The sequence below is a fragment of the Paenibacillus sp. FSL L8-0470 genome (assembly GCF_038008625.1).
Taxonomy (GTDB): Bacteria; Bacillota; Bacilli; order Paenibacillales; family Paenibacillaceae; genus Paenibacillus_AQ.
Genome location: NZ_JBBOZM010000001.1, coordinates 6,243,632 through 6,263,932 on the forward strand (window position 1 = coordinate 6,243,632; position 20,301 = coordinate 6,263,932).

At 51.8% G+C, this 20,301-nt stretch carries 11 protein-coding genes; 3 read left to right on the plus strand and 8 right to left on the minus strand.

Annotation, left to right across the window (positions count from 1 at the left end):
- Positions 1 to 55: 55 nt before the first annotated feature.
- The 6 genes from NST99_RS28430 to NST99_RS28455 all read right to left on the minus strand — a co-directional run bounded on the left by NST99_RS28430 (position 56) and on the right by NST99_RS28455 (position 14,338).
- Entirely contained in the window at positions 56 to 7,429 is a 7,374-nt protein-coding gene (locus tag NST99_RS28430; protein WP_341096180.1) for a pectinesterase family protein, read from the minus strand.
- A 75-nt stretch (positions 7,430 to 7,504) separates the two neighbouring features.
- Positions 7,505 to 9,091, minus strand: coding sequence for a glycoside hydrolase family 43 protein (locus tag NST99_RS28435; protein WP_341096182.1), 1,587 nt, complete (start codon positions 9,089 to 9,091; stop codon positions 7,505 to 7,507).
- A 33-nt stretch (positions 9,092 to 9,124) separates the two neighbouring features.
- On the minus strand, positions 9,125 to 10,495 hold the full coding sequence (locus tag NST99_RS28440) for a glycoside hydrolase family 28 protein (protein WP_341096184.1): 1,371 nt from the start codon (positions 10,493 to 10,495) through the stop codon (positions 9,125 to 9,127).
- Between the two features lie 10 nt (positions 10,496 to 10,505).
- Complete coding sequence (locus NST99_RS28445) at positions 10,506 to 11,660, minus strand: glycoside hydrolase family 88/105 protein (protein WP_341096186.1); 1,155 nt, start codon at positions 11,658 to 11,660, stop codon at positions 10,506 to 10,508.
- Between the two features lie 102 nt (positions 11,661 to 11,762).
- The gene (locus NST99_RS28450; RefSeq protein WP_341096188.1) at positions 11,763 to 13,310 is read right to left on the minus strand and encodes an extracellular solute-binding protein; all 1,548 of its coding nucleotides are present in this window, start codon (positions 13,308 to 13,310) and stop codon (positions 11,763 to 11,765) included.
- A gap of 86 nt (positions 13,311 to 13,396) precedes the next feature.
- The gene (locus tag NST99_RS28455) at positions 13,397 to 14,338 is read right to left on the minus strand and encodes an ABC transporter permease (RefSeq protein ID WP_341097778.1); all 942 of its coding nucleotides are present in this window, start codon (positions 14,336 to 14,338) and stop codon (positions 13,397 to 13,399) included.
- Positions 14,339 to 14,633: 295 nt separating this feature from the next.
- On the opposite strand from NST99_RS28455, the gene NST99_RS28460 reads away from it, so the two are divergent.
- Positions 14,634 to 15,518, plus strand: coding sequence for a carbohydrate ABC transporter permease (locus NST99_RS28460; RefSeq protein ID WP_341096190.1), 885 nt, complete (start codon positions 14,634 to 14,636; stop codon positions 15,516 to 15,518).
- A gap of 93 nt (positions 15,519 to 15,611) precedes the next feature.
- Here the strand turns inward: NST99_RS28460 and NST99_RS28465 are convergent, their stop codons facing one another.
- Together NST99_RS28465 and NST99_RS28470 are read right to left on the minus strand one after the other, a co-directional pair.
- Entirely contained in the window at positions 15,612 to 17,858 is a 2,247-nt protein-coding gene (locus tag NST99_RS28465) for an AraC family transcriptional regulator (protein ID WP_341096192.1), read from the minus strand.
- 731 nt (positions 17,859 to 18,589) lie between these two features.
- Positions 18,590 to 19,006: a MarR family winged helix-turn-helix transcriptional regulator gene (locus NST99_RS28470; RefSeq protein ID WP_341096194.1), complete on the minus strand. Its 417-nt coding sequence runs from the start codon at positions 19,004 to 19,006 to the stop codon at positions 18,590 to 18,592.
- A gap of 351 nt (positions 19,007 to 19,357) precedes the next feature.
- On the opposite strand from NST99_RS28470, the gene NST99_RS28475 reads away from it, so the two are divergent.
- Together NST99_RS28475 and NST99_RS28480 are read left to right on the plus strand one after the other, a co-directional pair.
- A complete protein-coding gene (locus NST99_RS28475; RefSeq protein ID WP_341096196.1) occupies positions 19,358 to 19,831 on the plus strand; it encodes a DUF2798 domain-containing protein in 474 nt (157 codons plus the stop codon).
- Positions 19,832 to 19,905: 74 nt separating this feature from the next.
- Positions 19,906 to 20,274, plus strand: a complete 369-nt coding sequence (locus NST99_RS28480; RefSeq protein WP_341096197.1) for a hypothetical protein — start codon at positions 19,906 to 19,908, stop codon at positions 20,272 to 20,274.
- Positions 20,275 to 20,301 lie beyond the last annotated feature (27 nt).

The following is a 20,301-nucleotide window of genomic DNA, read 5'->3' on the forward strand; positions in this document are numbered from 1 at the left end:
CGTTGTGAGCTGCGGTTCAGGCTGACTGGTGGATGACAACGGATTGCTTAAGAAATTACGGTCTTAACAGGAACAAATGCTGTACAATAACTGCCGCCTGCGCCCGGGAAGCCTGCGCTTTAGGCGCATAGCTGTTATTGCCTACGCCTTGAATAATCCCCGCTCCGCTCATGGCTTGAACTGCTGCCAGTGCGTATCCGGAAATGTTGGATGCATCCTTGTATGCAGCGGATTGGCCCGAACCCTGAAGCGGCAGATGGGCCTGCCGGGCTGCGCGGAATGCAAGCAGCGCCATTTCCTCACGGGTGATGGGTGTGTCCGCACCAAAGGTTCCGTCCGGTCTGCCCAGTGCGATGCCCAGCTGCTGGGCTGCCGCAACGGAACTGTAATACCAGTCATCCGGTGCCGCATCGGTGAAGGTGCTTGCCGCTTCGCTATCGTCCAAATCCAGCGCCAGCATCAGCATCTTCAGGAACTCCGCCCGGGTTACCTTCAAGCCGGGCCCGAAAGTATGTGTATCCGGCCCCTCAAGGATTCCCCTGACGGCAAGTGCTTCAATACTGCCCTTCGCCCATTCCAGTCCGGCAATATCGCCGAAGGTACTCTCTGCATAACCTGCAGCATATTTACTGAAATGCGCCGGACTGAAGTCCACTTTCCCGGTCAGCAGGTTGTATTTGGAATTTCTGATGACCTCCGCCTGACCCTTATCAAGGATATGATAAATGACTATTTTCTCGGCTGCAGCTGCAGCCGGACGGTCATAATTCAGCGACACCTTCAGGCCGCCGTCAAATTGCTTCACCGGCTGCCCGTCAACGGAGAAGCCCAGTTCATAGATATTGCCAAGGTTACCCAGAACCGCAATCTGTTCACTGCCTGATTTGGCAACAGCAAATGTCAGGCTTGAGGAAGCTGATCCGGCTGCCCGCCGAATAAGTTCCGCATCCAGCCGGAGGCTGGACAGTCCCAAGTCTATCTCCACCGTCCGGATTCTCCCGGAAACGGCTTGAACCATTGCCTGCGCCGGCAGCGTCAGCTGCACGGCCGTGGTATCCGCAGGGGAGCGCACTTCAATCCGGAGTGTGTCCGTCTGAACGGCTTCCACCGCCTGTGTGATCGTTATTGCGGATAGCTCTGCCGTGGCTTTTCCATTCACATTTGCTGCCAGGGAAACTGTAATTCCATTGGCACCTGCTGCAATTTGCGGTTGTTTGCCGGCTGTCACGGTAGACGGCAGATTTCCGCCCGGTTGCGGGGTCTGGCCATCCTTGATCTCCAGATTCATCGTCCCCGCAACGCCCGGACTCTCACTGGAGGCTGCCTTCACGGTGATCTTTCCGGCAGCTATTGCAGTGACCAGACCCGTTTCCGTAATGGTTGCCCTGACCGTAGAAGAACCGTCGGCATTATACACGGACCACGTAACCGTAGTACCGGTGGTACCTACGGGCAGGACAGCCGCATGCATTTGCAGCTTTTGCCCGGTCTGCAGTACACTCACGTTGCCTGCAGAAGTGACGTTTATTTGGGTAGCAACTTTAGGAATGACCCGGACAACAGCCTGCGTCTCATGCTTAATCGGGAAATTCAGGATCCCATTCGAACCGCTGAAAGCAGCGAATTTCAGCGGCACTGAAATTTCAGCTGCCGTCTCCTTGGCCCGGAAGCTGATTTCGATAAATTCCTTGGCGTCGGTCAGAGCAACTCCTTCCGCCGCTGCTGCACTGACGCTGAGTTGCCCCGGATGATCTGCGGAGATAGGAGTAAGCGTAATCCCCTCAACGAGACTCCGGGCGGAGATAAATTCTATCCCTGCCGCAGCATAATCCAGCGTAAAGTCTGCGGAGTATACCGACTTGTAGACGGAATCAGTAACATTGGCAATACCGACCCGGTAGGCAAATTCCTGCCCGGGCGACACGGTGACAGGCCCGTTCAGCGTCGCCGAAGGCAACCCGGCCGCAACTTCCGCCTGGCCGCTAATTACCACCTCCAGACTGCCGCTGATCCGGCTGCCGTCGAGCGCAGCCGCGGTCACTAGAACGGTCCCGTTTGCTTTTGCCGCAAGCAGCCCATTCTCATCAATGGAGGCCTTAGGGGTAGAAGTTATTCCGTCAGCCTCCGTCACAGTCCAGTGCACGTTGCGGTTGGCCGCATTCTCCGGAAGCACAACTGCCTGGAGCTGAAGAACACCTTTATCCGTTTCGATCGTCTTCCTCCCCTCTTCACTACTTACAGTAATGGAAGAGACCTTCTCTCCTGGCACTTGAGATTGGCTCAAGAGGCGCATCGGCGGCTGCGGATTCCAGCCGTCGCTGCCGGCCAGCACAGCCTGAACGGTAATGGCCTGCGCCTCTTCTGCCGTTAATTGCTTGGACCAGCTGTAGCGTGCGGCTGCGTTGGCCCCCTCCCCATAGCTCATATACTCGGAGAAACGTGCCGTCCGGGAACGGCCTTCATACCATTCATGCCAGCCGCTTGGCTTAATGTGGGCTCCCATATCCGTATTGATGAAGGTGGAGCTGCCATAGTCTCTCCACGGTCTGCCCAAGTCCACGCTCCCCGCGGCCACCCCTTCACCGGCAGTCAGGCGGTTATTCAGGAATACATATCCCGGTTTACCCGCTTCCGTGGAAGGAGCAGTTACATAGCCGGCGCCCGCGCTTTGAATGACATTGTCCACGAACACCGCAGCGGCGTTGCCGAAGATGAAATCCACAGTCCCTTCAATATGGCTATCTACGAAATAAGCTCTTCCTTTATCTGCGAACAGCGTATCCTGATAGCCGAGCAGCTTGACGTTGCGGTATACGCCCCGGTCCCCTTCGGCATATAGAGCTACAGCCTGCCCGGCAGTCCGGCCAGCACTGTTCTGAACCGTCATATTCTCCAGCGTGAAATCTGTTGCCGCCACTTTAAGCGTATAACTGCCGCTGGTGCCCATTTCTTTGCCGTCCGGCCCTATCGTCTTGGCCGAGTCTGCGTTGACGAGCAAGGTGCCTTCCCGGCTTTCGCCGATGATGCGCAGATTCTTCTTGCCTGCCGGCACCAGCACCTTCTCTGGATACGTTCCGTTCTTCACCTTGATGATCGTCATGAGCGTGCTGTTATCGGGTGAAGCCAGGATTGCTTCGTTGAGGGTCTTGTAATCTCCCGCCCCGCTCTGATCGACTACTATAACCGGGGCCGGAACCGCGCTGACTGCCATGGACGGAAGACTTGCCGCGCCTCCGCTGCCGTCAACGGCGATTACTGCATAATCATAAGCGGTTCCATTTGCCAGTCCGGTATCGGTATACGCTGCTTCACCGATTCCTTCAGCAACTACCTTATAGTCGCCGCCAGTCTCCGAACGGATAATCCGGTAGCTGCTGTTGCCTGCAGATGCAGCCCAGCTCAGCTTCACTTCCCCGTTGCCAGGTTCAGCCGCAACCCCTTGAGGAATTCCGGGCTGGCCGGCATTCTGGAACGGAACCGTTCCGGCTGCATCCGATGCCAGCCCGCTGCGGGTACCATCGGCGGCGGCCACCTTATAATAATATGGCGTACCATTCGCCAGTCCGGTATCGTCATAGCTGGTGCCGCTGATCTCGGCAGCGAGCAATTCATATGGGCCTTCCGGCGACAATGCCCGCGTTACTCTATAGCTTTGCGCGTCCCCGACGGCCGTCCAGTTTACCTTAACGGCACTATCACCGGCCTGGACGGTTACTTCAGGCGTTGCCAAGGCCGGGAGCGGCTTTGCTTCCACAGGCAGTGAGTCCTCACCCTCCCCGGCAACATTGACCGCTGAGATGATAAAACGGTAAGTTTGCCCGTTGGTTAACCCGCCGATGCGGTAAGCGGTATCCGTGAGGCCCTCCGCCACCGGTTCATAGCGGTCCGCTGCTGCATTCCATTGCTTGACGGTATAGCTCTCCGCATATTTCACCGCATTCCAGCTCAGCTCTAGCTGGGCATTCCGGCTTACCGCCGCAAGCTGCTCCGGCGCGGGCAATTTCACTGCCGAAGCGGAAGGAGTTATGCTGATTTCATTGGAGTTGCCCGATTCGCCGGATAGAGCCACGGCTGTAATAACGTAATAATACGTGGTTTCATTGGTGAGCTCCTTATCCACATAGGAAGTCTCCGTAATGGCACTGGCAACTGTATCATAGGGGCCGCCGGCCGTAAGTGCCCGTTTAACATTATAGGAGGCTGCCCCTTCAAGTGCAGGCCATTTCAGCTGCGCCGCTCCGTTGCCGGGAAGACCGTTTAAGCCGAGCGGCGTTGCGACTGGCTCCACGTAAACCTTCAGATTATCCAGATAATAATTGCCGGACCCGCCGCCCGGTGTTTTGGACAGGATCCGCCCGATACCATATCCCGCAAAATTTGTGGTGGTGAACGGAAAAGAGCCTGCAAGCTGGTTGTCGATATAGACATCGACTTCATCACCCTGCACGTCCACCTTCAGCTTCAGGTTATACCACTGGTTGAGTGCGTAGGCGTTCATCAGCTGATGGTATTGGCTGCTCCCCCTGCTCATCGTCAGTGTGTATTTGCCCGCTGCGGCCGGAAGCGTCGGTTTGCGGCTCTCAATGGAGAACGCGGTTTTGCTTCCATCCGCACTCTGGGCCTGCAGGAACACTGAAGTGCCCGATTCCGCAGCGAACATAAAATCGGTATCAATCACCAGCGCACCTGTCATTGGGGTGAACCTGCGGATAAACTGCACATTGCCGTTCGCGGAATCATACACATTCAGCACTTGTGCCGACGAGTTCCCCTTGCTTCCGGATGGTGTGGCAGACACAACCAATTTTTGCGCATCGGTCTGTGGATTCGGAGATACCTCATAATACTCCGGCGTGGTGCCCGCAGCCACCCGCTCGAAATCCTCATCCACATAATAGATATTGCCCGCTTCAGCCATAGGCTCGGCACTCGCCTCGTCCGAATCGAAGCTTTCACCGAATTCGTTCACGGCACTGACCGTGTAATAGTAGGTTTTTCCCGGACTTACATCAAGATCGGTATAGAGGTTGCCTGAGTTGTCTTTGCTTACCAGGGTATAAGGCCCGCCCGAAACCTCACTTCGTTTAATGCCGTAGGTCTTGGCATATGGGACCGGCTCCCATTTCAGCTCCACCTTCTTGCTGCCTCCCGCAGCTGTAAGTCCAAGGGGTGTTGCCGGGTACTTATCGTCAAGGATTTTCAGTTCCACACCGCTGAAGCGGGAGATATTATAGCGGTTGACTTCGTTATCCGCCTTTGCAGCATCGGCGGCAAGACCCATATAAACCGTCTCTTTCAGCCCAAGGTTCACTGTGCCCACCCTGCTCCATGCCACCTTATCCGGCGAGATCAGCCCTGTCACTTCATCGCCAAGCCGGACCAGCTTCACCCAATAAGGGGTGGTGATAAAACTATCAGGTTCCGTCCTAACTACCTTGTCCCCTGTAACGGAGCGGGTAATCAGAACTCCTTTTTTGCCATATTTTACATAAGGAATCGCCATCATCGCCATCTTGGCATCAGGCTGCAGGCTGTCGCGGATCATCACTCCCGCTTTCGCATCGTCATCTGTCGCCGTTACGGAATCAATCTTGGCAATCAGTTCTCCGTTGCCCTCCAGGGTCTGATAGGCAAAGTGGAAGTTATCCTCTGTTTTAACGCTCTCCGAGGTGGCACCAACCAGCCCCGCCGATTTAACCGTGACCTGCCCGGTCTCTGCATTAACCGAGGTCTGTCCGGCAATGCCCGGATTTCCGATATCCGCTGAGGTCCATGGACCGGTACTGCCTGAGGTATTGACGTGAACTGCAACATTGTCCGACTGCGTCTTAAGGCCTTTGTTGTCGGTGGCCTGAACAACGAGATAATAAGTTCCGTCCTGCACATTTTTCCATTCGAAACGGTAAGGCGCTGTGGCAGCTTCTCCCTGCTTCACACCATTTACGATAAATTCAACCTTGGCTATCCCGTCTTTGTCGCTGGCGGAAGCCGTTAAGGTGACATCACTGCCTGCCTCCAGAATCTGGTTGTTGGTTGGATAACTGATAGCGGTTACAGGATTGTCGGTATGTTCTCCGCTTGCTGTGGCCTGAACAATCAGATCATTCAGATAAACTTCAAGATTGGTGTAGCCTTCACTTGACAGCGACGTTCCGTTGCCGTCGGCAGGATCGGACGGCGACAGGCCTCTTGCTGTTTCCCAGGCGTCGGCCATTCCGTCATGATCCTGGTCAACCACCTTTGAAGCGGTCTCCGGGTAGTCGGGATACCCGCCAATTTCCAATGGAGAATTGATATGCTGCCCGGTACGGTTCTTTACATCATTCATCACACGCGCATCGTAGGCATCCCGTCTCGGCAAAGTGGCTCCTGCATCGGCCAGAACATTCGCATACGCATCGCTGGCCGGCTCTTCCGCATAAGGGTTCGGCATCACTGCCGGCTCCGCCAGCTTTGAACTGTCCGAGTAGCTCTGAACGCCTTTCCAGTTATCCGCTGTGACCTCCGGACTGCCGTCCATCACATTTCCTGCCAGATAAAGCTTCGTAACCGGCGCTACTTCCCCGAATAACTGCTTTTTCACGCTGCTGTAAGTATTGGGGCCATTTTTATAATAGTTGTTGCTGATATTGTACAAATAACCTTCAGCTCCGCCACCATAGGTCGATGCGAAACCCCAGTTGTAAATAACATTGTTCGTCATTTCCGTCAGATCAACCAGCCTCGTTATCGTGGGCAGTCGGGGATTGCGGCTGGTACTATGGGCAATAAGGTTATGATGATAGCTGGCATTTTTGCCGCCCCAGATGCCGCCGTAGCCGTGCCGCCCTTTATGATGGCTGGTCATCAGCATGCTTTCTGCGGAGATCGACCATTGCACCGTAGTATTCTCGTTGTCATACAGGCTGACCACTTCATCGACCGACCAGCTGAACGAGCTGTGGTCAATGATGATGTTCTTGTGATACCGCGAACCGAAGGCATCATCTTCACTGACAATCCGGTCTCCGAGTCTAAAACGCATATAACGCATAATGATATTGTCGGCTTCTATGGATGTCGTATAATCGGCTACGGTAATGCCATCACCCGGTGCGGTCTGGCCGGCAATCGTCAGATTGGAGCCGGTGATCTTCAGCGACTCCTTCAGACGGATCGTTCCTCCCACACGGAATACGATCGTCCGGTTGCTCCCGCTTACCGCATCGCGGAGAGAACCGGGAATCGGCGTTTCGTTGCGCCCGTAATCAGCCAACGTTGTAACCTCATACACAGCCTGTGCCCTGCCGCCGGTTACATATTTGCCGCCGCCCTCTGCACCAGGGAAAGCGGGAAGCGCTTCCAAAAGTGCGGCCTCAGCAGTGCCGAATGGAACACTTGTCGCAAGGAGACCGGCTATCAGCAGCTTCGCCAACCATTTTTTCTTCATACAAAACCTCCTAGGTTATATGAGAATGCGGAGAGCTCCGGCAGTTGCCGGAACTCTCCGAAAGTGAAGCCTTCTTTATGCTTTCCCTTGATAGCGGAAATACGAGAAATCGGCGCTGCTGCCTCCGAACTGCCCCATATCATGCGCAGCAATACCTACGAAGTTGCCTGTGAAGCCTCCAGAAAGGAAGCTTATATTATATTCTCCGCCCAGCGGCTTCCACGCCGCCGCTTGACCGGCGAGATACATAAACTGCGCGTTCACTTCGCTCACTTCCACTGCAATCTGCACAGTTTCACCTGCATTCAGGTCAATGATGACAGGCTCGGCAGTAAATTCATCGGCTGCGCAGCGCATCAGCCGCAGCACTTTACCGCGTCCTTCTTCATGGCTGATATAGGCGTACAGATAATTATCTTCATTGAGGTACAGCAGGAGACCGGCCATCTGCAGATAGCTGGCTGGCTCGGCTTCAAGCGCTGTCTCTGCGCGGAAGCTGCTGTCCGTCTGGCGGATGGCCAGAATATGGTGCCGGAACAGGCTTTGCACCGATTCTCCGGCCCTGATCCGCAGCCGTCCCGGTCTTTCTGCCAGAGAACACCAGCTTTCATCTGCCGTTATCCGCAGTGTATTCCAGTTCTTCTTCAGCACCGGGCCGCTGAAATCATCCTCGAAATCTAAGGCGCGGTTCTGCTTCCCGACCTTCGTTCCTTTCGGTGCCTGCACCTCCAGCAGAGGTGTGCTGCCCCCGGAGGTCAGCCGCAGCCAGCCGTCTTCGGTCCAATATACCTGCTGCAGGGCAGTTTCACGCCCGAGAATGGCATATTCACCCTCCAGTGGACGTGTGCATAAATGTGCCATATACCATTCCCCGTCCGGTGTCTCGACCAGACTGCCGTGACCGGCGCATTGCAGCGGCAGCTCAGGATTATTGCGGGAGGTCAGCATCGGATTGAGCGGATCTACTTCGTATGGTCCAAGCAGTGAAGTGGAACGCGCCACAGTTACAGCATGGCCGGAACCGGTGCCGCCCTCCGCGGTAATCAGGTAGTAATAGCCGCTGCACTTGTAAATATGCGGTGCTTCGGTCTTCTTGAGTTCGGTGCAGTCGAAGATTTTGACCGGTTCACCGATTAACCGGCGCTGCTCCGGAGCGTATTCCTGAATGACGATGCCGGAGGATTTATTGCCTTCGGTGATGCGGTAATCCCATAGTTCATTCAGCAGCCATTTCCGCCCGTCCTCATCATGATACAGCGACGGATCAAAGCCGCTGCTGTTCAGATACACCGGCTCACTCCAGGGTCCTTCGATGTCCGGGGCGGTGATCAGGTAGTTATGGCAGTCCTTGAACGGCCGTTTCGTGCTCTTCACATCTGTATAGATCAGGTAAAACAATCCATCCTGATAGCTGAGCTGCGGCGCCCAGATACTGCAGTTTTTCGGATTCCCCCTCAGATCCACCTGATGGGTCAGAATATCCGTACAATGCTCCCATTCGGCCAGATCTGCGGACTGGTACACCCGCACACCGGGCAGCCATTCAAACGAGGATACCGCGATATAATACATTTCTCCTGCCCGTACCAGGCAAGGATCCGGGTTAAAGCCCCTTAATATTGGATTCTGTATAATGCCGGTCTTCGTGTGCTCTGAAATCATTCCCTGGCTCCTTCCGTTTGTCATGTTCCAACATCATTCTTCCAGACTGCTGAGATCTTCCTGTGAAGGGGCTACTGTAACCCGCTGCACCAGTTCCTCCGCTTGGCGCGTATTTCGGGACTGGCAGCCGCTGATTTCCACCTCTTCCCCGTTCTCAATATAAAACGCCGGCCCTTCATGATTCTCTATCGTTACCTGCCGGAAGCGGATATCCCTGACATTACCGAGATAGAAGCCGCGGTTATTCATCTCCTGAATCCCGGACATCATCGCCGGACGCCCCGGTACGGCATTCTCCGCCATGGAAATATCGATATCGGAGAAGGTAATTTCCGAGATATATCGCTCTGCCAAACCGTAGAGAAAACCTGCTGCGGCATGAACCTGCCGCGCGGTAATATTGGCAAAATGAATCCGTCTGAAGTTTGGAGTTTCCTCCGTTACCGGATAGGGATTTTTGTCCCAGACATATTTGTCCTTGCCGCGTGGACCGCAGAAGTAATAGAGGTTCAGAATAAACGGACAGATTACGTCCTCCATCACAATGTTGCTGACACGGATGTCTTCGACCACACCCCCGCGCCCGCGTCTGGACTTTAGCCGGATGCCGCGGTCCGTCTGCTTGAACACGCAGTTGCTGATGACAACATTGCGGATATCACCGCTCATTTCACTGCCCAGCACCACACCGCCGTGACCGTGAATCATGGTGCAGTTCGTAATTGCAATATTCTCGCAAGCAATCCGTTCCTTCGTGTCCTCTGTCCCCGCCTTAATGGCGATGCAGTCATCACCCACGTCGATATGGCAGTTGCTGATCCGCACATTCACGCACGATTCCGGATCAATGCCATCTGTGTTGGGTGAATCGGCCGGGTTGTGGATCGAAAGATTATCAATGGTCACATCCTGGCAGCGGATGGGATTGACCGTCCAGCTCGGGGAGTTTACCAAGGTCAAATCTTTAAGCGTAACCCTGTTGCAGCCGTCGAAGCTGATCAGCTTCGGCCGGGGATACTGCAGCTCTTCGGGGGAATTGCGCTGCTTCTCCCACCACGGCCCGCCGTTACCATCCAGTTTGCCGCCGCCGGTCACTGACACATTAACCAAGTTCATGCCGAAGATGCAGGAAGCATGAACCCCCTGCTTCACTCCCTCCCAGCGGGACTCCACTACCGGATAATCCTCAGGGTCCGAGCTGAAGGAGAGGACAGCACCGGGGCTTAGACGCAGTTCGATATTGCTGCTAAGAATGACCGCGCCTGTACGATAGGTGCCGGAAGGAATATAAACAGTACCGCCCCCGGCTTCGCTCGCCGCTTGAATCGCCCCGGTAATAGCTGCCGTCGACAGCTCCGTGCTGTTCTTGTGTGCTCCAAAATCATCAATGCTGTAGAATGACATATGGCTTCACCTATTCCTTCCCGGCGGCCGGACGCTGCAGGAATTCGTACTCTCCGCAAGCGAGCAGGAATGCGCCAAGCCCTTTTTGATCATTGGTGATGATCGGCTCACTGATATAGTAGGCGTAGCTGCCGTCTCTCCGGTCATCCCCGCCGAGTCCGGCGACTTGGCAGTTTTTGTTCAGGTTAACCCAGCCGCTATTGGTCACAAGCACGAATTCCGCGATCAGCCCCTGATAGGCGCTGTCCAGCGTTTCGAGCCAGCTGTTATCCAGCACACCAAGCCGGATGCCCTTGGCGATCGCATAGGTAATCATGCTGGAAGCGGAGGCCTCCAAGTAATTGCCTTTGCGTCCACCCTCATTAACAACCTGATACCATACCCCGCTGTCTTGATCCTGATACTTGCGCAAAGTGGAGAGCGTATCTTGAAGAATACTCACCAGCGTGCCGTAATCGGCATGTCCGGCCGGAAGCATCTCAAGTACATCAGCCAGTGCCATCACATACCAGCCCAGGGAACGCCCCCAGAAATTCGGCGACAGTCCGGTTTCAGGATCGCACCACGGCTGAACACGCTGTTCATCCCAGGCATGATACAAGAGTCCCGTGTGTTCGTCCTTGGTATGGCGCGCGCAAAGGATGAACTGGCGGGTTACATCATCCAGACCTTTCCCTTCTTCGAAGGTGAGCAAATGCTCCAGATAGAAGGGTGATCCCATATACAAGCCATCAAGCCAGATTTGGTAGGGATAAATTTTTTTATGCCAAAATGCACCTTCCGAGGTCCGGGGATGCGCTGTGATTTGCTTCCTTAACAATGCGGCTGCCTTTTTGTATTTCTCCTGGCCTGTTTCCCGGTGAAGAACGAACAGCAGCTTTCCGTTATTGAGATGATCAATATTGTATTCTTCGAGCCGGTAGCCCTTCACTGAGCCGTCTTCCCCGATGAAATAGTCGATATTTTCCTGAATATAATGGTAATACTTCGCTTCACCGGTCTGTTTCCACAGCAGTTCGAAGCCTTTCAGAATAACACCGTAATCATAAGACCATTTGCCCTGATACCCTTTGTCCTCATATAATCTAGGCGTCCGTTCCATGATGGAATCCGCCATCTTTACAGCCCAGTTCAAGTTTGCTGAAGATTTAGTCGTGTTTGCCATGTGTTCCTCCTTGGTTGGATAAAATACGGTCCTATCCGCCATCATCGGCAGATAGGACCTCTTTGCTATGCTTAATTCACAGTACCGGCAGCTTTCGCTCTATTAAGGGTTAACTGCTTTGTAGGCAGCTTCATATTCGGTAATAATCTTGCTGCCGCCTGATTTTTTCCACTTTTCGATCTCAGATTTATAGCCGTTCAGGTCAATTTTTCCGAGGATATATTTATAAGTGGCATCCGTAACAATCTTTTGCAGCTCGGAGCCTTGGGTTGTGTGGGTCTCGGATTCCAGTGAAAAGGCAGGATTAAGCACTCCATACTTGGCATTTTCTTCAATCAGCCGTTCTGCTTCAACCTTGAGCGGATCGGAATCATGAATCTTATATCCGGTTTCTTTCACACGGGAGGACGCGAACGGCTGCACTTCCTGCTGCCACAGATCGGCATCCTTAATCGTAACAGCCATATCGGCATCCACCGTATAATGAACATCCTGAATGCCGTAAGTCATGAGGGCGTAGATTTCATCGCTCATGGTATCGTTCACAAATTTCAGAATACGCTTCAGCTCTTTCTCATCCTTGACTTCCGATTTCGGGAAGGACAGCAAGCCGCCAATGCCGTTGGCGCCCGCCCAAATCGCACGGTCCGCTTCATTGCCCGTTGAGGTGATGTCATTGACCATAACCAGCTCCATGTTATCCTGGATGCCCTTGGCCGATTTCATCAGGTTTTTGCTGTCAAACAGAGCACCTACATAAATTCCGGCTTTACCTTGTGCAAAGTTCTGCTGCTGGTCGGTTTTGGCCGTTACGGCAAAGTCTTGGTTGATGTAGCCGCCTTCATACAAGGCTTTCATGTAATCCATGGTTTTAATGTAAGATTCCGTATCGAACTCCGGTGTCAACTTGCCCGCTTCATCCGCCGCCCAGATGTTTGGGGTTCCGAAATAAGAGCTCAATGTTTTGAATGCTCCGTAGACGAGGTCGCTGCGGTCCATAAAGCCGGTTGTATCCTTTTTGCCGTTGCCGTCAGGATCCTTCTCCGTAAACGCTTTCGCAACTTCCATCAGCTCGTCTGTAGTCTTCGGCACCGCTAGACCCAGCTTATCCAGCCAGTCCTTGCGGATGATGACACCATTTCTGGCTACCGCTTTCTGGAATGGTATGCCATATAGCTTCCCTTCGATCGATGCCGAGGTGCGGGTATCCTGGGAAATCGCCGCCAGATTCGGGAATTCATCCAGATAAGGGCTTACTTCCCAGAACATGCCCGATTTCAAGGCATTGCGGACTGAGGAGTTATCCAGGATCGTCAACGTGACCATATCCGCCAGGGAATCGGAAGCAAGTGAAGTATTGATGCGCTCTTCTTTGGAAGCATCAGGAATCCAGGAGAATTCAATGTCCGTATTCGTCAATTCTTCAATTTTGTTCAGCACGGTGTCCGTTGGCGGTGATGCCGTATGCAGGATGTTCAGCCAGCTAATCTTGGCTTTGGCCGTCTCCGTTGTTGCCTCGGATGAGTTCCCCCCTGCATTCGTGGCTTCCGCCTGTCCGTTGTTCGCGTTATTAGAGTTTCCTCCGCAAGCTGAGAGCACAAGCCCGCTGCACAACATCAGAGCTGCCAGCTTCTTGTAATTGCGATTCATGTACACTACCCCTTTTTATACGTAATGGTGTTGCTGTATCTTCCACCCCCGCCAAAGGCAGGGGTTGAATTCAGTGTGTGCATGGCTTAATATACGCCGTCTTCTCCAACCTTCTTGGCCAGCTTGTTTGACAGCATGACCAGGACGAGGCCAACCACGCCCTTGAACAGGCCGACTGTGGTACTGAAGCTCAATTGGCCATTCTTGAGACCGGCGGTGTAAATATAAGTATCGAAGATTTCCCCGACTTCGCGGTTCAGGGAGTTGATCAAGAGATACATGTGCTCAAATCCAAGATCCAGCGTATGTCCGATTTTCAGAATCAGCAGGGTGATGATTACCGGGCGGATTGCCGGCAGGGTGACATGCCAGGTTTTGCGCAATCTTCCTGCACCGTCCATCTCTGCAGCTTCATACAATTGGGTATCTACTACAGTAATAGCTGCCAAATAGATAATAGTCGACCAGCCAAGCTCTTTCCAGATGATCTGTCCGATATACACGATACGCAGCCACTCTGGCGAAGTCAGGAAGCTGATCTTCTGTCCGCCAAACGAAGCAATGATTTCATTCAACACCCCGCCGTCCACATTCATGAATACATAAGTAATGGAGACAATGATAACCCATGACAGGAAATGCGGGATATAAATGATCGTCTGGATCGCACTCTTAAACATCTTGTTCCGGACCTCATTCAGCATCAGTGCCAGAATAATCGGCAGCGGAAAAAAGATTACAATATTCAGCGCAAATAAGATGAGTGTGTTGCGCAGCAGCATAAAGAAAGTAGGTTCCGTAAACAAACGGATGAAATGCTTAAGCCCCACCCAAGGACTTCCCGTGATGCCCAGATACGGCTGATAATCCTGAAAGGCAATAATCATTCCGCCCATAGGCAGGTACTTAAAAATAACAAAATACAAAAATCCCGGCAGTATCATCAGATACAATAGCTTGTGTCTTTTTAAACTCAGCAGGCTGTGTGCCGTTTGCTTTTTCCTCACCGGCGCAGCATTCAACTCCATGGTGACATTTGCCTCTTTCAATGTTCGGCCTCCTTGATCGCGTTTCTTTACGATTCCCAGATTACGGTCATTTGCCGATTACGTATATAATCATTAGTTACGGAGGCGCCACAAACCGCGCTGTTATGCTGTTTTTCCGGATTCTATCCCTTATTCGGATTACTATGATATCTAAAGATCATGGTCCCTTTCACCTCGTTTTTATAGCCTAAACAAAGCCATAGCTAATGATTATATACGGAATACAACACCCCTGATAAAGTTTCATTGAAACGATTACAAGGAGGAAAACCGCATGGCGCAATCATCATTCAAAAAAGAAACTTTAGGCTCCCGGCTGTTTACCATAGTAAACACCACCCTGCTGACTCTCATTGCCCTCGTCTGTCTTTTACCCTTTATCAATGTATTTGCCAGCTCCTTTGCCTCAACGCAGGAGGTAGTAGAGAAGAGGTTCATTCTATTTCCGACTACATTCTCCCTGGACGCTTACCGCTATATCCTTTCAACTCCTACGATCTTTAAAGGACTGGCCGTATCCATCGGAGTAACCCTGGTAGGTACGGTGGTAAGTATGATCCTTACTGCTCTGATGGCCTACGGATTATCCCGGAGATATTTATATGGTAGAAACTTCATCAATTTTGTCGTGGTGTTCTCCATGCTGTTCAGCGGCGGTATGATCCCTACCTTCCTCGTTGTTAAGTATTTCGGGCTGATTGATTCTTACTGGTCGCTGATCTTCCCTGTGGCCATCAATGCCTTCAACCTGATCATCATGCGCAACTTCTTCCAGGCGCTTCCGGACAGTCTGGAGGAGTCAGCCAAGATCGACGGCTCGAATGATTTTGGTGTATTCCTCAAAATCATGCTGCCGCTCGCACTGCCTTCGATTGCGACCCTCTCCCTGTTCTACGGGGTGTCTTACTGGAATACCTACACTACCGCCATTCTGTATATCACGGACTCTTTAAAATGGCCGATTCAGGTCCTGCTGCGCCAGATTGTTATTGTCTCCAGCGGGATGCAGGCGGAAGGCACTTCGGTCGATGTCGTTCCTCCTGCACAAACAATCAAGATGGCAGTTATCGTTGTTGCCACCGTCCCGATGCTGATTGCTTACCCGTTTGTGCAGAAGCACTTCACGAAAGGCGCACTGCTGGGCGCGGTAAAGGGCTGATACGCTATCCCCTTTACCTTCCCGCACTTACAGTAAACAAAACAGCCAGCCTCCGGTATCCCGGAGACTGGCTGTTTTGGTCTGCTCCACCGACTACTTGTCCTGCTTCATTGCGCGGTACGCACCGGGTGTCACATGCTCCTTCTTGCGGAAGGAGCGGATGAAGTTCTGCGGATTATGGTACTGCAACCGCTCGGCAATTTCCTTAATGGTCATCTCGCTCTCCACCAGCCATTTCTTGGCCATTTCCAGCCGGTAGCTCATGACATATTCACTGAAAGTCATACCAAACTCCTTCTTGAAGATGCTGCTCAAATAGTTCGGACTGTAATGCAGACGTTCGCCGATAATCTCCAGAGACAGCTCCTGATCAAATTCAGCGCGTACAATGGCCGCAATCTGGTCGGAGAGGCTGCGGAATTGGCGGGTCGTCTTCTCCTTCATGCTGGTTACCATCGGCTGGATGACTTCCTTCACCAGAATTCGTTCAATCTCCTCCGGATTGCGGATATCCAGCAGCCGGTGATACAAAGCATAATTGTCCTGGGTCAGCAGCACCTCTACGCCGATCAGTTGTTCCAGCTGAATCAGATTGTTCACGAACCGGATCAGCGTAACCTCGAAATTGAGCGGGTTCTTGCTATGCTTCATCATTTCGCCGAGAAGCGGGTACAAGGATCGCGATACCAGCTCCTCATCCCCGAGCCGGATGGCGTCAAACAGCTGTGATTCCAGTTCTACCGGATAATGCAGCAGGACAGGCCCTGAAATAACCGTTGCTATATCTTCATAAAAAATAATTGACTCTTTGCCCAGATTCAGACGATGATGCAGTGCCTGCTTGCTCATTTCGCAGGCTTCCTTGCTGGAAGCCAGATCCTGATAGAGATTACTAATGCCAACACTGACTGACAGCTTCAGGATATCCCTGACTGTTTTAATAATTTTCTTCGCATCCTCGAGCGCTTGCTTCCGGTGTTCCTGCTCGTTCATTCCCTCATAGATCAGAATGGTTGCCTGCGTCCGGTCATTCAGCAAGATTGGAATCATTCTCCGCGCTTTCGGAATCAATTCCTCCACCATCTTGTTGACTGCGACAAGCAGCAGATCCTTATCGCTGGCCTGGCGTTCCCCGTAATTATCAAGCTGGATCAGCATGGTGGAATACACTGAATCCTCCGTTGGGGAATAACCGAAGCGGGACATATTGAGCTCCAGCTCTTCGGCGGTAATCCGGCTGCGGAACAGGTTCAGCATAAACTGCGTTTCCAGCTGCGGCAATTCTGACTCTAAGAGTCCCTCCAGACTTTCCTTCTCCGACAGAATCGTATCAATCGAATTGATAATCCAGTCGATCTCATTCTTGTCCTCCGGCTGGGTGCTGACCGCCAGCCTGCGCTGAATCTGGCGGATCGGCTTGGTGAAATGCAAGGAGATTACATAGGCCACCACAACAATTAGCAAGGTGATCACCACTCCCAGGATGATTAAGCCGACACGGGTCGTGGCCAGGGCATTGGAGATTTCCTGCTGGTCCAGAAGCGTGACATAAATCCAATTATTATAAGAAGATTTGGCATAAATGGCTTCAACCTTTTGATAATTGGCCTTCTCCAGGGCTACTGTCCCAGTCTGGCTTTCATTCTCGGCAATATTGGTGATGCGTTGCATTTGCCCGCTGGTCAACAGGTTCTTTCCGGTTGCCGATTCATACAGCAGATCACCCTGCCGGTTCAGAATGAACACCGTGGTGTTGTCCTCCGTCTGCAGGATATTCCGCAGTGTCTGCAGCGAAATATCGGCTAGGCCAATCGCCTGCTTGTTCTGAGAGAATACAGGAAGCGTATTCACAAAACGGATTCCTTTATCTGTCTTGATCCAGAACAATCCCTTGTTCTGATTGTTGATATAACTTTCGTACAGATTCTTCCGGTTTTCCTCTGTTAGAAGAGAAAGGCTTCCATCAGAAATTTTCCAGTCTTGCACCAGACTGATCAGTGAATATTTTACGCCGACATCCATCCCCATCGTAGCGATATAGTTGAGCTGGGAATTGATATCCCGGTACGCCTGAAAGTCCTCCTCTGTCATCGGATTGTTGACGACCTCGCTGAAGGAACTGGTCGTACTGTAAGTATTGAAGGCATACTCTATGGTTTTAATTTTCTGCTCCAGCGTATTTTTGATTTGGGTGATCAGGCTTTGCTTGCCGCTGGCAACACTATCAATAACCGAATGAATCGTCGTCAAATAAATATAGCTGCCGAAGCTGATGACGAGGCCGACGCCCAATACCAGAATCGGAATAAAAATCTTATAAAACATCCTGCCTTTTTTCATACATAGGCTCCTTCAATAAGTAATCATTTTCAATTATAGCGTTTTCACGAATCGAAATCCAAGGATTTTTAACGTGTGCATAACGCCCGCTGAAACCTGCAAGCTTCTTCCCTGCCTAGACAGGAAAAGGAAACATCCCGCCCAAAACAAAAAGGCTCACCGTAAGCCACCGGGAACCTTGATTTATCGAACTCATCTAATCCGAAAAAAAATATTTATCGGATTCACACATCCGGCTTCGCGAGCAGCTGAGGATTGGATCGGAACACTCATATCCTTAATGCGCAGCGTTGTGCGTTTGAATCCGAAGTCTCCATAGGCTCCCGGGCAAGGTTTCTTTGAAAATCCTGCAGGCAGACGGACAGCTGCGCTCGCTCTGCTGGTGACCAAACTGCCCTCCCCGGCCACCATTCTCCTCGTAACGGACTCCAGAGATGCTATTTGCTGAAATCGGGCTAATGGCGGAGTCTTGCAGACCCCAGCGGCCTTATTTGCTTATTTCACAACGCGGCAGCTGCTTTTTTGCCTCTCAGGTCCGCTTGGATGAATAATTGGCGTTTTTCGGGACAATAGCGTCTCCTCAGTCCGTTATAACTTACGCCCGCCGCCTCCAAAGTAACGTTTCTTCTTGAACCCGCTTGTGCGCTTTAGAACCCAGAAACCTTAGTGCTTAGAACCTCAGAGTCTTTTAGAACCTCAGCACCTCAGTTCCTCAGCTGACCCGTACAGTCTCAGAGCCAATCCTCCGTAAGCAGCTTTCTCAACGTTTCCACCTGGTCCCGGCCAATTTTGGCGGTGATCTCCGCCTCAATGCTCTGCTTGATCTCCAGCATGCTCCGGCAGACCGCAATACCTTTGGGAGTGAGCACGATATGCTTGTCACGGGAGTTCCCTTCTACCACGGCGGTTTCCACATATCCTTCAGCCAGCAGAACGTTAATCGTTTTTTGCGCACCCTGGCGGGAAATGCTGATCTGCCTGCTGATTTCCGAAATCGTGAGCATGCCATGCAGCTCCAGCTTCGCCAGAATATGCGTTTCAGTCTTGTTCAGCTGCTCACCGCTGGTTTCATTTACTTTTTCCCGCAGAGCATTATGCTTCTCACTGACTAAATCTATCAAGTTCAAACTAAGGATATAGTCTTTCATAAAAAAGGCCCCCAATATAAAGATACAATTAGAATAAACAACCATATAGAATGAATTTAAGATTTCCCCATTTGGGCGAGGACGTAACTACGGTGAATATTTGGACTTCCGGCCGCTGTTGTCCCCAGATTTCTTGATCTAACCCGCTATTTGCGGTGGGAATCCGGTGACAAAGGCGGTCGCTATCGCTCCTACAGTTCCAAAATTCCCCTCCGTTACTTTTGCCCTTTTATGTAGTTATTAAGTTCATTCTATACAGATTGAATTATTGTCAACTAGGTTGACAATAATTCCACCCCCTGATACTATGAGTGAAGTTTGAAAAACTTATATGTTAAGGGAGTTTGAACAATGGGCAGAAACAAGAAAGAAGCTTTAGTATTCACCTGTATGATGTGTGTGTTGATGGTCGTAGGAATGAGCTTTTACAACGTGATGTTAAACACTGGCTTAACCCATACTTTATTCCGTGATGTTGCGGTCGGTTTACTTCCGGCACTCGTCGTCGCCTTATTCTGTGATGTTATCATCGTCAGTAAAGCGGCCAAAGGTCTGGCCTTTAGATTGGTTAAAACGGCCGATCCCATGATTAAAAAGGTGCTGTTCATTTCCTTCTTCATGGTCTGCGGTATGGTGCTCTGCATGTCCCTATATGGCACACTAGCACACTACGGATTCGGAGACAACTTCCTCCGTCACTATCTGTCCACTGCCGGACTGAACATCATTTGCGCCCTGCCGCTGCAGCTGATTGTTGTAGGGCCGCTGACCCGCTTCCTGTTCACCCGGATCTACCCGGTAAACAGTGCTGTGCAAAGCGCATAGGCTTTGCTTGATTGCCCGGCGCCATGGGTAATAGTGGGTATATATTCAGAGCATTTCAAGAAAGGATGTTCGCCATGCTTAACAAAAAGGACGGTGTCTCTCTTGTTATTCTAGTCGTGGCGCTTGTGCTCATTAATGTATTTGGCAATTCACTTGATGAAATGATGTGGACCAAATTCACTTTATTAGTGAATTGTATCCTCTCCCAGGGTGTGTTTATTACTCTCCTGAATTTGTTCAGGTCCAGCAGAAGCCGGACTCCGTCTGTAGGTTTGATCCTTCTGTCGCTGCTTACCGGCCTCATCGCCTTCGTCATCATCATCACTTCGGACATGGGACGGCTTAATCAAATCCTGATCCTTTTCCTTCAGGCCATGATTACTTATGCCGAATCCCTCCTGCTGCGCAAGGAGACAAAGGGCGAGAACGGCAAGCAAATTTAAATTCCCTGTTCCTGCTTTCCAGCAATA

Coding starts and splice junctions, on each gene's coding strand:
- NST99_RS28430 (WP_341096180.1), bottom strand. CDS start 7,429: ATGAAGAAAAAATGGTTGGCGAAGCTGCTGATAGCCGGTCTCCTTGCG.
- NST99_RS28435 (WP_341096182.1), bottom strand. CDS start 9,091: ATGATTTCAGAGCACACGAAGACCGGCATTATACAGAATCCAATATTA.
- NST99_RS28440 (WP_341096184.1), bottom strand. CDS start 10,495: ATGTCATTCTACAGCATTGATGATTTTGGAGCACACAAGAACAGCACG.
- NST99_RS28445 (WP_341096186.1), bottom strand. CDS start 11,660: ATGGCAAACACGACTAAATCTTCAGCAAACTTGAACTGGGCTGTAAAG.
- NST99_RS28450 (WP_341096188.1), bottom strand. CDS start 13,310: ATGAATCGCAATTACAAGAAGCTGGCAGCTCTGATGTTGTGCAGCGGG.
- NST99_RS28455 (WP_341097778.1), bottom strand. CDS start 14,338: ATGGAGTTGAATGCTGCGCCGGTGAGGAAAAAGCAAACGGCACACAGC.
- NST99_RS28460 (WP_341096190.1), top strand. CDS start 14,634: ATGGCGCAATCATCATTCAAAAAAGAAACTTTAGGCTCCCGGCTGTTT.
- NST99_RS28465 (WP_341096192.1), bottom strand. CDS start 17,858: ATGAAAAAAGGCAGGATGTTTTATAAGATTTTTATTCCGATTCTGGTA.
- NST99_RS28470 (WP_341096194.1), bottom strand. CDS start 19,006: ATGAAAGACTATATCCTTAGTTTGAACTTGATAGATTTAGTCAGTGAG.
- NST99_RS28475 (WP_341096196.1), top strand. CDS start 19,358: ATGGGCAGAAACAAGAAAGAAGCTTTAGTATTCACCTGTATGATGTGT.
- NST99_RS28480 (WP_341096197.1), top strand. CDS start 19,906: ATGCTTAACAAAAAGGACGGTGTCTCTCTTGTTATTCTAGTCGTGGCG.